This window comes from Phaeobacter sp. CC-HEC084 (assembly GCF_059429255.1).
Map to the genome: position 1 here is coordinate 19,517 of NZ_JCAIJQ010000005.1, position 12,802 is coordinate 32,318.

The following is a 12,802-nucleotide window of genomic DNA, read 5'->3' on the forward strand; positions in this document are numbered from 1 at the left end:
GGTTTAGGGTTGGCCCCAAGCCCCGCGCGCACTCTCTCACCCGGGAGGGGTCACCCCTCCTGCCCTGCCTCTCGCTCTTTCATGGCAAAGCCCCGGTGCGAATTCGCCCGTTATCAGGACGACCGCAGATGCCTCGGCACGTCCATGGACTGATGCAAGACTCGGATCACGAAGATCCTGTCCGGGTCCACCTCGTAGAACACGAGGTGCCGGCCCGTGATCAGTTTACGCGCACCCTGCAAGAGATCGGAACAGTCAGACCCCATTTGCGGGTTGGCGATGAGACCCTTCAGGGCGCGATCGATATCATCGAGATAGCGGTCCGCCTGCGCCTCGCCCCACTGTCGGTCTGTCTCGACCCAGATATCGACGAGGTCGGATTTTGCCGCCTGAGAGTGATGAATGTCACGCATCAGAAGCGCCAGAGCGGCTCCGCGCGTCGCGCTTGATCTCATCCATGTCAAGCGGACCGGCGTCACCGGATTGTTTGCCCTCCATCAGCGCAACGCGAAGCCGCGCCCGCTGACCTTCCTGCTCCTCCATCAGGCGCAGAGAGGCGCGGATCAACTCGCTGGTTGACCCGTAACGCCCCTCTTTAAGCATCAGGGCGATGAATTCGTCCCAATGGGGGCCAAGTGTGACGCTTGTGCTTGCCATGCTCACCTCCGTAATACGCATGAATAAGATATATGAGTATTGCGGGCGTTTCAACTCGGGGGTGGGCTTGCGCCCTGTTCCGCAGCGGCGGGTCTTTGTACCTCTCGCAAAATCAGAGGATCTACAACCGCCCGCGCCTCGGACAGGCAGTCCAGATCATAGTGCTCGAAGAACCCCCAACAGGCGTCGATCTCTTCACCGTCACGCTCGACGACATAGCCATAAACCCGTCCGCCGAGGTAGGCATCGAAGGTGACGATCTCAGCGCGCAGAATGTCCTTGGCCTTTTCGCGCATCGCCTTGGTGACGCGCTTCGCGCCGAACTCCTTTCGAACCGTTTCGAGCGTTACGTATACAAAGCCAACTTGGCCGGAATCCCACGGACAATGGAACTCGATGGTGTTCATCGCGAGGCCGGAATGGTCGTAGAGGTACACGGGCAAGATGATTGCCTTGCGCTCGGCGCGCTCGCGGAGGCGATCCAGTGAAAGATCGCTCTGATCCGAGACGCCCGCAAGATCGCGCAGGAACGCCTCGGGGCAGTCGAACCGGTGGCTGTCCCCCAGCCGGTATCGGCGGTGCCAACAGATCAGCGCTCCGAGGTTGGACCACTCCCTTGGGTTCTCAGAATCGGGGTCGTGATAGATCTTGATGACGTGGCCTTGGTAGGCCTCCTCGTAGACAGGGTCTTGCATGTCGATATCCTTTCTTGAAACGCAATCGACCCGCCAAGCCGGTTGTGGCGCAGGCGGGTCGAAGTGGATGGGATCCGGTGGTTGGTGAGTTTTCTGGCCGGCGGATCAGGCAGCGGCGCGGTTTTGGCGATGCTGGATGTGCTCGACAGAGACCTTCAGCAGCCAGTCCTCAAAACCGAGAATGGTCTGGTGATTGGAGACCGCCTCGATCCAGACCGCACGCGGATCGCCAACAATCTGCGTAGGATCGTTGTCGATCCGGCCATTGGCCATCCACGGTTCCGGCTGAATGCGGACAAGCCAGTCCGCCAGCGACGGGATCCGTCCCTGGCAGTCCTCGCGCACATGCTGCTCACCGATCCAGCGGATCGGGACGACCCGGCCCGCGCTGTTGGTCAGGCTGCGGCCGAAGTGACGTTCGGCATCATAGATCCCGACTGTATGATGTTTTTGGGCTCTGTGAACAAAGAGACCTAGGTGCTCTTTGGATGAGTCAAACCAGTCATGCACGAACTGATAGTCATCTGGAACACCGCCGAATTTTCGGGCGGAGCTTTCGGCGTGGTGGAGGGGATGTGCCATGTCAGAGCCCCTCGTGTTCGGTGGTGTTGGTTTCGATATAGCGGTTCGAGTGGCTAACATCGATCTTGTCCGTCTCGAGCGCCCAGGTCAGCTCGCCATAACCGCCCTCGTTGTTCTCGAATCCGGGGCTCAGCGCATAGGCGAAATCCCAACCAAAATCTTCAACCCGGCGTCGCAACTCTTCTGTCAGCGTGATCGTGTCGGGTGTCACGACGACATCCTCGACATTGCCGGAATCGCCGTAGCCTTCATATTGCACCTCGATGCTGGTCACGCCGAAGGCACGCAGCTCGGAGAGAAGGGCAGCGCGAGTCTCGCCCCGCTCTTCGGATGCGCGTCTCTGGGATTCGAGCATCTGTGCGTAGAAATCAGTCGCTTGTGTCATGTCTTTTTGTCCTTTGGAATTGGGAGAGGGGAGGGCGACCGTTACGCGAGGCCGCCCCGGAGTTTCCTTTGGGGGGCTTCAGGCCGCAGCGTCGCCGCGGTTTTCAGCCGTCCGGTCAACCAGGTTGAAATACAGATTCTCGGTCGCGCGCTTGAACCCCGGCGGTTTGCGCGGGGCGAGGCAACGCACCGAAGCACTGCAACTCTCACCATGCTCCATTGCGAACTGCGTCACCTTGTCGATCAAATCGTCCATGCCCGCGGCCTGGACGCGCTTTTCGGGGTAGGTCGCCATCATATGGAACTGGGTAACAACGAAGGCGCCGTCACGATGCGCGGGATAGAGGGTGATCTGGTAATCGAGTGTCTTGGCCATCTCTGGTCTCCTGCAGCAGGCCGGACGCGATCATCGCGCCCCTTGAAACCCGCCAGCCCGAAAGGACCGCCCTTTATGCAAGGACGGCCCGGGGCGGCGATTGGGGGTGGAGGGCGTCAGTATTCCGACGGGAGAAGCAAGGTCAGCACGCGACGCGTCTGTTTCGGGTCGGAAGGCTCAGGCGAGCCGTACTGATAATCGACGTCGTACAAGTCGATCTTGAACCAAACCTTCGTGCCATTGAATTCGATGACCCCCATCTCGTGCAATCCCTGCGGGTCACTGTCGGCATTGAAGGCGTCGAACGCGGCAACGCGGCGTGTGAGTTCCAGTTGTGCGTCGGGTCCAAGCGCGGCGACGCCACATGTCATCACAAACTGTCCCTGCGGGGCATCGGCAACGGAAGGATTGCCGAGGATGGAATTGCGAAACGCGTCATTCTGCGCGGCGATGCGTGCGGCTTCCTGAACAGGATCGAGGTCGAGTCTGGTGGTCATAGGATGTCTCCGGGACGGGCCAGCCGATCCGATATCGGCTGTCGGCAACCCGTCAGCCGGAAAGAGCCGCCCTCGATGTGAGGGCGGCCCAAAGCTCATGTCGTGATCAGGTCGGTGTTCGCTTCGTCAGGCCGCATCTCCGCTAAGGAAGGCGGGCAAGGACGATGGTTCATTGCTCTCCGCCTCGGCCAGAGCGTCTGCGGCAGGCACGTCGCCTTCCTCCGCCTCGGGCGCATCGCCAATCATTTTGGCGTCGGCCTCCGCCGCACCGGCAAACACCATCCCGTCTGGCAGCCAGCGCGTTGTCTTTGCTGCCGTCGCCGCGTCGAAACCTTCCGTCTCGCCGGCCGTTTCCGCGAAAGCGCGCTCCATCGCGGCTGCGAGATCGCCCTTGCGTTCGCGATTGCGATCCTCGGCGTAATCATCGCCGATGAGCTTGCGCGCCGTGGCCACCGCATGCCCCTTGTTGACGCGACCCCAGTAGTTCTGGGCACTCGGGCGCCAGCAGGCCGCCACATCGACGTCGAGCCGCGCACCAATCTCCTCAATGATGTGGGAGGGGCGATTGTCAGAGGAGAGCTGCGGCTTGACCGCGAGACCCGTCGCCCAGGCGAAAAGCGCCTGCTTGTCCGCAATGGGCAGGGCCGACATCGCCCGGAAGTCATCGGGTTTCTCCAGCTTCATCCAGTCGGTGGCGAGGTCCTGCTCCAACGCCTCAAGCATCTTCTGAGCGACGGTGTCCGCATGCAGCACCTCGCGGTTTTGCGCCTGGAAGGGCCGGATGGAGATATCGAGCGCCTCGTTGTTGTAGGACCGCCCCAAAGCCTGCTCGCAGAGCGCGTAGAGCATCGCATCGAAAGCCACCTCGAAATCCGCCGCCAGATGCGCCCGCAGGATGTGCTGACGCGTGGCGCGCAGATCGTCGGCCAGGCTCGCCGAAATCCCGTCCGCCTTGCGCAACGTCGCGGCCGGGTCGGAGCTCGGCACCGGCGTGGAGGAGGTCGGCGGCGTCACCTGTGGGCGGGCAGGGGAGGGAGCGCCATCCGGATCTGCGGTGGTATCGTCCGGTTCGGGCGCAACAGGAATGTCCTCGGGCCGCACCAGGCCTTTCTCGACGCGCAACACCCCGTCATGGCCGATGGTCAGGACTACACCGGCGATAGCGCGATCTGCCTCGGCATAGGGTTGCCGTTCGCGCTGCATGGCTTCAATTTCGCGCAAACGCGGCTCGATGGCGTAGTATTCTTCGGTCTCCGCGTCGGTCCAGTCCTCCCCGTCGTTCTGCGCCGCCAATTCTTCCTCACGCGCGATGAGACGTTCCTCCTCGGCCAGCATGTCCGCATCCGGTTCGATGTCCTGCGGATAGACCCGCCCGAAACTGCGAAACGCGCCATAATCCACCGAAAGATGCACTTCGACCCATTTCCATATCCCTTCGAAGGGTTTGGCCGCAGCCTGCAGTTTCTCAATGGCGAGACGCTCCAAGAGGTCGGGGTTTTCCATATGAGCGGTTGCCCGGTCGTCGAAGAGATCCCGCAGCAGAACCCCGCCCGCCGCCTCATACGCCTCGATGCCGACAAATCGACCAATTGCCGAGTTCGCCGAATGTGCGGCCCCGGTCAGCTGACGTTTGATGCTCTGCGGATGGATGTGATAGCCGCCCTTCACGGCGTTCCAGACCGCGAGCTGGCGGTCATGGTCGTCGGTCAGCGTGAAAGCCATCACGCATTCGAGGGTCAGATCACCGGCACGAAACTGCTCGATGATTTCGGGTGCGACACGGGCGAGTTTGAGGCGACGGCGCACCAGGTCGACGGAGACGCCGAATTTGAGCGCAATCTCGTCTTCGCTGCGACCCTCGCCGATCATCTTGTCGAAGGCCTCGAACTGGTCTGCCGGATGCATCGCCGCGCGCTGGAGGTTTTCTGTGGCCGAGGTAAGGATGGCGTTGCGCTCGTCCTCGACAAGGCAGGGCACTGGATGATCAGCGGGGATCACACCGTCCTCGGCGAGTTGTTTCAGCGCCTTGAGGCGACGACCGCCTGCGTCGACGGCAAAACGTGTCTCGGAAAGTGCGTGAACCACCAGGTTCTGCTTGATTCCCGTCTCGCGGATGCTCGCAAGAATCTCGGCATCGTCGCTGGCGCTTGCGGCCACCTTGCGGACGTTGAGTGGGCTCGGCTCCAGCTTGTCGAGCGGGATCATCCGGATGTCGGCACCGCCGTCAGGCGCGGCCGATCCAACGGCTTCGGTCTTTTTTGAGGTGGTGGGATTCGGGCGGGTCGTGGTCTTGGCCATGGTCAGGGTCCTTGTCTCGCCGGACCCGGATGAGCCTCTCTCTATCCTTTCAAGCCCGGCACCCGGGCTTCCCTTTCTCTGGCTTTCACTGTGCGTTGACGTGTGAAGTGGTCCCATCTTTTCGGACAGGTTTGCAGCGTTTCTAAGGTGTATCGGGTTTAGGTTTCATGCTGCGTGTCGCTCTTCCAAGCCTGCCCAATATGCGTCGTCCGGCGTCTGCCGATCAAGCGCGGAATGGGGTCGGCTGGTGTTATAGAATGCCATCCAGCCCTTGATGACACGACGGGCCCGGAAGCCTTCATTGATTTCTTCGAGATAGATGGCCTCCTGCTTCAGGGATCGCCAGAGGCGTTCGATGAAGATGTTGTCGAGGTAACGCCCGCGCCCGTCCATCGAGATGCGCACGCCCGCCTCGGTCAGCGTCGTGATCCAGGCCGATCCGGTGAACTGCGATCCCTGATCTGTGTTCATGATCTCAGGCGGGCCGTACCTGGCGATGGCCTCGCTCAGTGCTTCGACGCAGAAGTCGGCGTGCATCGTGTTCGACAACCGCCAGCTCAGCACCTTGCGCGTCGCCCAGTCCATGATTGCCACCAGATAGAGGAAGCCATTTCTGACTGGCACAAAGGTGATATCGGCGCACCAGACCTGGTTCGGTCGGTCAATCACCATCTTCCTCAGCAGATACGGGAAGACCGGGTGCTGAGGATGCGGCTGGCTGGTTCGTGGGCGCTTGTAGACCGCTTCAAGACCCATCTTCGCCATCAATCGCCTGACGCGATGGCGGCCAACAACAATGCCTTCCCGGCGCAGATAGGCCGCGATCTGGCGCGACCCGAAGAATGGGTATTTGGTGAACACCCGGTCGATCTCTTTCATCATCGACAGCGTGTCGGCGTCGATCCCGGCGGGCGTGTAGTAGAACGCCGACCGGCTCAGGCTCACCAGCTTGCACTGCTGGCTGATGCTCAGCTTGGGGTGATCCCGGTTGATCATCGCGCGTTTCTTTCCAGGGCTCATCGCTTCAGCCCTTCCGACAAAAAATCGTTCTCGACCGCCAGCCTCCCGATCTTGGCGTGAAGTTCCTTTACTTCCGCCTCGGTCGGGCCGCTCTGCTTGCCACCCGAGAACACATCGGCCATGCCCTCGATGGCCTGCCGCTTCCATGTGCTGACCTGATTTGGGTGCAACTGATGCTTCGCCGCGATCTCCTGCACGGTCTTGTCGCCACGCAGCGCTTCCAACGCCACCTTGGCCTTAAACTGATCTGTAAAGTTCCGGCGCTTTGCCATGTTCGTATCCCTTCAAAGGTTCGGGAAACACCTTAGCTGACTGTCCGGTTTCCTGGGACCACTTCAGACCTCATCCGCTGACCTTCGTCTCTGGCCGCGGCTTTTCAAAATGCCATTCTTGAAGGCCAGATAGAAATTTGCACTCGGTCACACGCAAACGGGGCGAAAAACCTCTTTGATTACAGGCGGCAACCTCAAAGGTTGCTAGCTCACTGTTTGATTTTCCGAACCCACTTCCGCGAGCAAAATCTGCCGAATTGAGCTTTCAATTTTGACTTTTCCAAATGTTGAAGCATCTCGGAAAACTGACTTCGTTTCGCATTCGAAGCAAATCAAGTCATGCTGACGGCCGACAACTTTTAGACCAACTGAACTTTCCCCGACATGGACCACATAGACCTCGCATGCTAGGTTCGCGCCTGCTTTCACCGGCGCATGGAATTGTAGGTCCATAGAGACAAAAGGCATGGCCGTGTTTCTTTCCGTGAGTAGAAAAAGCCAGCCCCGGCCTGAAAGCAAATCGTCCCAGAAAGTCTCGATCGCTTCCAGCGCGAAATTCGTGATCCGGCCAGTAAAGGCGATTCCCAGCTGGTCACAGTCGCCAAAGAAAATCCTGCGTTCGAAGGCAAATCGTGGTTTAAATTCTGTTTCTGGTACATTCATTGCAGCGTTACGGGCTCAACATTTCTTTGTCTCTGGTGCGTGACAGCGATAGGAAGGAATAGTTTTCCGGTAATTATGCCATGCGCCGGAATTCGGCGGGGGTCGCGCCTGTCATTTTTCGAAAAGTTCGACTAAAATGACTCTGATCTGCAAAACCGCAGTCAAGCGCGACCACTTTCAGGGGGGCATTACCCTTTCTCAGCATCTCCTGGGCCTTCGATATTCGCTTGCGCAAAACATATGCATACGGTGCCAACCCAAACTCCGCCTTGAACTGACGCGAAAAGTGAAACTGGCTGAAACCGATAGATGCGGCCATGTCTTCCAGACTGAGGTTTTCACCTAAGCAGCTTTCAACGAGATCGATGATTCTCTGCCTTTGAGCAGGGCTGAAGTTCGAGTTTGCGTCGCTGGTCAAAGAGACCTTGGCGTACTGACGCAGAAGGTGAACGGCGATCTGGATGCGCAGGGCGTCGATGATCAATCTCTGGCCGATTCCACCGTTCTTTAGCTCATTCTCTAGCAATTGGATGCAGTTCAGGATACAGGGGTCCTTCGCAGACAGACAATCATTGATCTCAATGGACTTCGGGTCACGATCAAAGACCGAAAGGGCCGTGTTTTCGAGTTCACTGTGACTGAGATAGACGTGTCTAACCGTGATAGGCTCGGACCAACTCCAAGTGGATTCCTCTGCACGCGTGAGCAAGGAAATCCTACCTTTCTCTACGCGCGCGCTTTGCCATGGGCCGCCACTCGTGCGGCGCATAGTGGTTGGCGCGCCATCATATGCAACAATCATATAGTCGCGCATGGGGGGAATTGCCGCGTCTTGTCGCTCATAACGATAGCCCTTCAGGGTAATGCCGTTCCAGTTGCACCCGGAACTGTCCAACGTAGTCGTGCCGGGAATCCATTCGGGTATCCGGTCCGGTGATATGAGCAGTCTTTCCATCTTGGCCTCCCTGAACTTTTTCACGATCGTCCGCTTGAGCTGAAATTTCGGCTTAGGTCGTCTCGCGCATCCGCGGTTCTTCTCGAACGATATTCGCTTGAGTCAATCTATCGATTTCAGCTTCTGTCAGTCCAGCCTCGCTAAGCAACTCCCTACTATGCTGCCCGAAGCGAGGCGGTGCCGCGCGAACCGCTCCGGGGGTACGCGACAAGCGTGCTGGCACGCCGGTGCCGCGGTAGGTGCCAACTGATACCACCATGCCGCGATGTCGGGTGTGTGGATGCTCCAACGCTTCATTCACATTCCGAACGACTCCGGCGGGAATCCCAGCTTTCAAAAGCACCGGCTCAAGTTTGAAGGCGTCATGTTGCACCAGGCACTCTGACAAGACCTCTGTCATCTCTGACCGATGCGCAAGACGCGCGGCATTGTCGGCAAATCGTGGATCGCAGGGCACCTCAGGTAGGCCAAGCACGTCACAGAGTTTTGCGAACTGACCATTGTTACCGATAGCCAGATAGAGTTTGCCATTACTTGTTTCGAACATGTCGTATGGTACGATATTTGGATGCCCATTGCCGGTCGCCATTGGTATCTGTCCGGACATGAGGGAATTAGCCGCTTGGGGATGCATCATGCTGATCGCGCAATCATATAGCGGCACTTCGATGGCTTGGCCCAATCCGGACCGGCCCCGTTCCAAAAGTGCGGCGAGAATAGCGTTACAGGCGATCAGACCGGTGCCGATGTCCACGATGGGCGTACCCATGCGTGTCGGGCCTTCGGAGGGATTGCCGTTGATGCTCATGAGGCCCGTCATAGCTTGTACCACGGCGTCATAGCCGGGAAAACCGCCAAGTGGGCCATCGGAACCAAATCCAGTCACATGGCAGAGTACCAGTCTAGGAAAACGTGCCCTGAGAACATCAGCATAACCAAGCCCCCATTTTTCAAGAGTACCAGACTTAAAATTGTGAACTAAAACATCCGCATCCTGAAGAAACCGCAAAATCAGGTCGCGCCCTTCCGGTTGCTGCAGATCGATAGCGATGGACCGCTTGTTGCGGTTGGCGCCAGAGAAATAAGCGCTGAGTTCATCATTGAAAGGCGGGCCCCAACTGCGGGTCTCGTCGCCCAGAGGCGGCTCCACCTTGATGACCTCAGCGCCATGATCCGCAAGCATTTGGGTGCAGTAAGGCCCGCCCAGCACGCGGCTGAGGTCGACCACCTTGATCCCGTCCAATGAGCCAGCCATCAAAGCGCCTCCTGATAGAGGCGCGACACATCTTCGGCTGTCATGTCGCGCGGGTTGGTCTCCAGCAATCGCGTGATACCGGTCACGACCTCATTAGCCATTCCGGGAATGGCTGCCTCGGTCACTCCGACACCAGAAAGTCGAGACTCAAGTCCGCTTTCGACTAGCATCCGTTCCATCTCGTCGATCAGGCCATGGGCCGCAGCCGCATCAGAGTTGAAAGGCCGCGAGGGCAGTAGTAACCGCGATAGACGAGCATATTCAGCTTCTGCAACGGGCATGTTGAACCTCATCACTGGTCCTGCGACCAGAGCGTTTGCGTGCCCGTGAGGAACCTTGAAACCTGTTCCAAGTGGGTATGACAAGGCATGAATCGCCCCCACGCTGGCATTAATGAAGGCCATCCCAGCCAGTGTCGCCCCCAACAGCATGGCCTCTCGCGCTGACAGGTCCGAAGGCGTTTCCATGACGATTGGTAAGTTCTGACCGAGAAGCACCAGCGCTTTGTCCGCCATTCCATCGGAAATGGGATTCTTTCTGGTGCGACTGGTTACTGCCTCAATGGCGTGAACCATTGCGTCTAACGCCGTGGCCGCTGTGATGTGACGAGGCATTCCCAATGTTAGCTTTGCATCTAGCAAGGCAACGTCAGGCAGAAGCTGCGGTGCATATACCGCTTTTTTTTCGTGGCTTTCCGAAGTCAGCACGGACACCCATGTTACCTCTGATCCGGTCCCTGCCGTGGTTGGCACCTGGATCAGTGGCAAGCGTTTATCGGTGACCTGATTAATCCCGATCATGTCCGTAATCGGTTGATCGTTGGCTACCGCCGCTGCGATGACCTTGGCAGTGTCCAGTGAACTGCCGCCGCCAAGTCCGATGATTCCGTCAGCACCAAAGGCCCGCGCGACCTCTACCGCGGCCTCGACGACAGCGATCGGGGGGTCCGCTTCGACTTTATGAAAAATCTCAACCTCGATGCCAGCAGCCCTAAGTGAGGCGGCTGCCTCGTCCGCAAAACCACAGGCCAATATGCCCGGGTCCGTCACGACCAGCGCACGGGTGCAAGACAAATCTTGCATCAGGCTGCCGATCCGGCCAAGCCCACCGCTCTCGCAGACGATCCTCGGGGTGGAAAGGAAATTGAAGTCCATAGTTTGTCTTCGCTCCTGTTAAGCTGCTGCAGTGCGGATCATATTCCGCGCGATCAGTATTTGCTGAATCTGGGTTGTCCCCTCGTAGATGCGGAAGAGACGCACATCGCGATAGAAGCGCTCGACCGCATATTCGGCCATGTATCCTGCACCGCCGTGGATTTGCACTGCGCGATCGGCCACTCGACCTACCATCTCACTGGCAAACATCTTGCAGCAGGCAGCATCAGTCGACACGTTCTGACCAGCGTCCTTGCGGCGTGCTGTTTCTTCGATCATGCAACGCGCTGCGAAGGCCTCGGCGCGACTGTCAGCCAGCATGGCTTGGATCAGTTGCTTTTCAGCGATGGGTTCACCGAATTGTTTGCGTTCCATCGCATAGGATAGGCTGTCACGGATCAGCCGTTCGGCGGCGCCCACACAGACGGCAGAAATATGCAGTCGGCCCCGGTCAAGGACTTTCATTGCTGTCTTAAAGCCCTTGTTCAGACGGTCCGGCCCGCCGATAATGTTCGCGGCAGGCACGCGGACATTGTCAAGGATGACGTCGCATGTGTGCGAGCCCTTCTGCCCCATCTTCCTGTCAGGCTGGCCAAGCGTTATGCCTGGCGTCCCTGCCTCGACGAGAAAGGCGCTTACGCCGGCAGAACCTTCCGCCTCTGGATTGGTCCGGGCAAAAACCGTGAATAGATCGGCACGCGGTGCATTGGTAATGTAGCGTTTCGTGCCGTTCAGAAGGAAATCGTTACCGTCACGCCGCGCCGTAGTGCGCAGACTGCCAGCATCCGACCCAGCATCTGGCTCGGTTAGGGCGAAGGATGCGATCATATCTCCGGACGCGAGAGCTGGTAGATACTGCGCCTTCTGCTCGTCGGTTCCATCGATGATGATTCCCTGAGAGCCGATCCCGTTGTTGGTGCCAACTAGCGACCGGAACGCAGGCGAAGCCTGGCCAAGAACGAAAGCGGCTTGCACTTCCTCTATCATCGACAAGCCGAGCCCGCCGAAATCTTCCGGGATCGACATGCCGAAAAGGCCCATCATGCGGATTTCATCGACCAGCATCGGCGGAATCACATCCTCGTCGGCGACGCGATCCTCGTAAGGGATTAGTCGCTCTTTCACGAAGCGGTCGAGCGCGTCGAGAAACTGGGAAAGGGTATCTTTATCAAGGGCCATGATGCTCTCTATTGTTCAGGGTGCGACCGCCGCAACGCGGCGGACAAGATCGACAAGGCGGTGCGCGACGTCGCTTTCGATCCAGTCGCGCGTAAGGGTTTGCGAAGGGCCACCGCAGTTGAAGGCAATAATGGGTGAGCCGTCCTTCGGCACGAAGGGCACCGCTACAGCGTTCACATCACGTTTCCACTCCGTGAAGGACGTGCAGTAACCGTGCTGTTGGTAGTCTGCGATAGCTGCTTCGATTCCGGGCTGCACATTCGGCCAGTTGTCGCCTTCATGTTCCTCCACAAGGGCCAGAATTCTGGCCCGCTCATCCGGGTCGTGCGCCGCTATGCAGGCGCGACCAACCGCGGTCGTGGCCAGTTTAATATGGGCACCAACCTCGATCGCCAGCGTGACGGCATTAGTGCCCTTGCACCGCTCCAGATAGACCATCGATAGCCGGTCACGACTGGCCATGGCCACCGGCATGCCTGTGTAATCAGCCAGCTCCTGCATAAAGGGCTTCGCCAGTTGCCGCAGCGGAATCCCTGCAAGGCAGGAGAAACCCAACGAAAGCACTGGAGGGGCCAGTCGATAACGTGCTGTATCCGGGTCGTAGCTGAGGTATTCCAGCTTGTTCAGTGTATAGGCCAGCCGGGAGACCGTCGATCTGCTCAGGCCAGTGCGCTCGGCCAACTCACCGTTCCCCAGAGCCTCCCCTTCCCGCCGAAAGGCCCGCAACAGCTCCAAGCCGCGCGCCAACGCCGTGACAAAATCGCGATCCTGTTTCTCGGCATCCTTGGTGCGGTCTTTCCTTGGTCTCACGATAT

The 12,802-nt window shown here is 58.8% G+C and carries 15 protein-coding genes; all 15 read right to left on the bottom strand.

Annotation, left to right across the window (positions count from 1 at the left end; translation table 11 throughout):
• Window positions 1-113: 113 nt before the first annotated feature.
• Window positions 114-413: a type II toxin-antitoxin system RelE/ParE family toxin gene (locus AC5SSZ_RS16245; RefSeq protein ID WP_009827038.1), complete on the bottom strand. Its 300-nt coding sequence runs from the start codon at window positions 411-413 to the stop codon at window positions 114-116.
• A complete protein-coding gene (locus AC5SSZ_RS16250) occupies window positions 406-657 on the bottom strand; it encodes a type II toxin-antitoxin system ParD family antitoxin (protein WP_009827037.1) in 252 nt (83 codons plus the stop codon). The genes AC5SSZ_RS16245 and AC5SSZ_RS16250 overlap by 8 nt, the downstream gene beginning before the upstream one ends.
• A 50-nt stretch (window positions 658-707) precedes the next feature.
• Window positions 708-1,352 carry a hypothetical protein gene (locus AC5SSZ_RS16255; protein WP_009827036.1) on the bottom strand — a complete coding sequence of 215 codons (645 nt, stop codon included), beginning with the start codon at window positions 1,350-1,352 and terminating at the stop codon, window positions 708-710.
• A gap of 105 nt (window positions 1,353-1,457) precedes the next feature.
• Entirely contained in the window at window positions 1,458-1,934 is a 477-nt protein-coding gene (locus AC5SSZ_RS16260) for a DUF6915 family protein (protein WP_009827035.1), read from the bottom strand.
• A 1-nt stretch (window position 1,935) separates the two neighbouring features.
• The gene (locus AC5SSZ_RS16265) at window positions 1,936-2,319 is read right to left on the bottom strand and encodes a DUF6878 family protein (RefSeq protein ID WP_009827034.1); all 384 of its coding nucleotides are present in this window, start codon (window positions 2,317-2,319) and stop codon (window positions 1,936-1,938) included.
• Between the two features lie 78 nt (window positions 2,320-2,397).
• Window positions 2,398-2,694: a hypothetical protein gene (locus tag AC5SSZ_RS16270; protein ID WP_009827033.1), complete on the bottom strand. Its 297-nt coding sequence runs from the start codon at window positions 2,692-2,694 to the stop codon at window positions 2,398-2,400.
• A 116-nt stretch (window positions 2,695-2,810) separates the two neighbouring features.
• Window positions 2,811-3,191 (bottom strand): DUF3768 domain-containing protein, encoded by a 381-nt coding sequence (locus AC5SSZ_RS16275; RefSeq protein WP_009827032.1) that lies wholly within the window; start codon window positions 3,189-3,191, stop codon window positions 2,811-2,813.
• Between the two features lie 126 nt (window positions 3,192-3,317).
• Window positions 3,318-5,489 carry a ParB/RepB/Spo0J family partition protein gene (locus AC5SSZ_RS16280; protein WP_009827031.1) on the bottom strand — a complete coding sequence of 724 codons (2,172 nt, stop codon included), beginning with the start codon at window positions 5,487-5,489 and terminating at the stop codon, window positions 3,318-3,320.
• Between the two features lie 165 nt (window positions 5,490-5,654).
• Window positions 5,655-6,781 (bottom strand): IS3 family transposase gene (locus AC5SSZ_RS16285; RefSeq protein ID WP_197918801.1). Its coding sequence is split into 2 segments (ribosomal slippage): window positions 5,655-6,511 and window positions 6,511-6,781, totalling 1,128 coding nucleotides; the frame shifts between segments, so codons are not numbered across the junction.
• 204 nt (window positions 6,782-6,985) lie between these two features.
• Entirely contained in the window at window positions 6,986-7,444 is a 459-nt protein-coding gene (locus AC5SSZ_RS16290) for an acyl-CoA thioesterase (RefSeq protein WP_007120589.1), read from the bottom strand.
• 73 nt (window positions 7,445-7,517) lie between these two features.
• Entirely contained in the window at window positions 7,518-8,399 is an 882-nt protein-coding gene (locus tag AC5SSZ_RS16295) for a helix-turn-helix domain-containing protein (RefSeq protein WP_232272173.1), read from the bottom strand.
• Between the two features lie 52 nt (window positions 8,400-8,451).
• A complete protein-coding gene (locus tag AC5SSZ_RS16300; RefSeq protein WP_007120591.1) occupies window positions 8,452-9,654 on the bottom strand; it encodes a CaiB/BaiF CoA transferase family protein in 1,203 nt (400 codons plus the stop codon).
• Window positions 9,654-10,808 carry an iron-containing alcohol dehydrogenase gene (locus tag AC5SSZ_RS16305; RefSeq protein WP_007120592.1) on the bottom strand — a complete coding sequence of 385 codons (1,155 nt, stop codon included), beginning with the start codon at window positions 10,806-10,808 and terminating at the stop codon, window positions 9,654-9,656. The genes AC5SSZ_RS16300 and AC5SSZ_RS16305 overlap by 1 nt, the downstream gene beginning before the upstream one ends.
• A gap of 18 nt (window positions 10,809-10,826) precedes the next feature.
• Entirely contained in the window at window positions 10,827-11,987 is a 1,161-nt protein-coding gene (locus AC5SSZ_RS16310) for an acyl-CoA dehydrogenase family protein (RefSeq protein ID WP_007120593.1), read from the bottom strand.
• A gap of 15 nt (window positions 11,988-12,002) precedes the next feature.
• A complete protein-coding gene (locus tag AC5SSZ_RS16315) occupies window positions 12,003-12,797 on the bottom strand; it encodes an IclR family transcriptional regulator (RefSeq protein WP_007120594.1) in 795 nt (264 codons plus the stop codon).
• Between the last annotated feature and the right edge of the window lie 5 nt (window positions 12,798-12,802).

Excerpts from the sequence above, each read along its gene's own strand:
- AC5SSZ_RS16260 (WP_009827035.1), bottom strand. The coding sequence starts at position 1,934 with ATGGCACATCCCCTCCACCACGCCGAAAGCTCCGCCCGAAAATTCGGC.
- AC5SSZ_RS16270 (WP_009827033.1), bottom strand. The coding sequence starts at position 2,694 with ATGGCCAAGACACTCGATTACCAGATCACCCTCTATCCCGCGCATCGT.
- AC5SSZ_RS16250 (WP_009827037.1), bottom strand. The coding sequence starts at position 657 with ATGGCAAGCACAAGCGTCACACTTGGCCCCCATTGGGACGAATTCATC.
- AC5SSZ_RS16295 (WP_232272173.1), bottom strand. The coding sequence starts at position 8,399 with ATGGAAAGACTGCTCATATCACCGGACCGGATACCCGAATGGATTCCC.
- AC5SSZ_RS16290 (WP_007120589.1), bottom strand. The coding sequence starts at position 7,444 with ATGAATGTACCAGAAACAGAATTTAAACCACGATTTGCCTTCGAACGC.
- AC5SSZ_RS16245 (WP_009827038.1), bottom strand. The coding sequence starts at position 413 with ATGCGTGACATTCATCACTCTCAGGCGGCAAAATCCGACCTCGTCGAT.
- AC5SSZ_RS16275 (WP_009827032.1), bottom strand. The coding sequence starts at position 3,191 with ATGACCACCAGACTCGACCTCGATCCTGTTCAGGAAGCCGCACGCATC.
- AC5SSZ_RS16310 (WP_007120593.1), bottom strand. The coding sequence starts at position 11,987 with ATGGCCCTTGATAAAGATACCCTTTCCCAGTTTCTCGACGCGCTCGAC.
- AC5SSZ_RS16265 (WP_009827034.1), bottom strand. The coding sequence starts at position 2,319 with ATGACACAAGCGACTGATTTCTACGCACAGATGCTCGAATCCCAGAGA.
- AC5SSZ_RS16300 (WP_007120591.1), bottom strand. The coding sequence starts at position 9,654 with ATGGCTGGCTCATTGGACGGGATCAAGGTGGTCGACCTCAGCCGCGTG.
- AC5SSZ_RS16305 (WP_007120592.1), bottom strand. The coding sequence starts at position 10,808 with ATGGACTTCAATTTCCTTTCCACCCCGAGGATCGTCTGCGAGAGCGGT.
- AC5SSZ_RS16280 (WP_009827031.1), bottom strand. The coding sequence starts at position 5,489 with ATGGCCAAGACCACGACCCGCCCGAATCCCACCACCTCAAAAAAGACC.
- AC5SSZ_RS16255 (WP_009827036.1), bottom strand. The coding sequence starts at position 1,352 with ATGCAAGACCCTGTCTACGAGGAGGCCTACCAAGGCCACGTCATCAAG.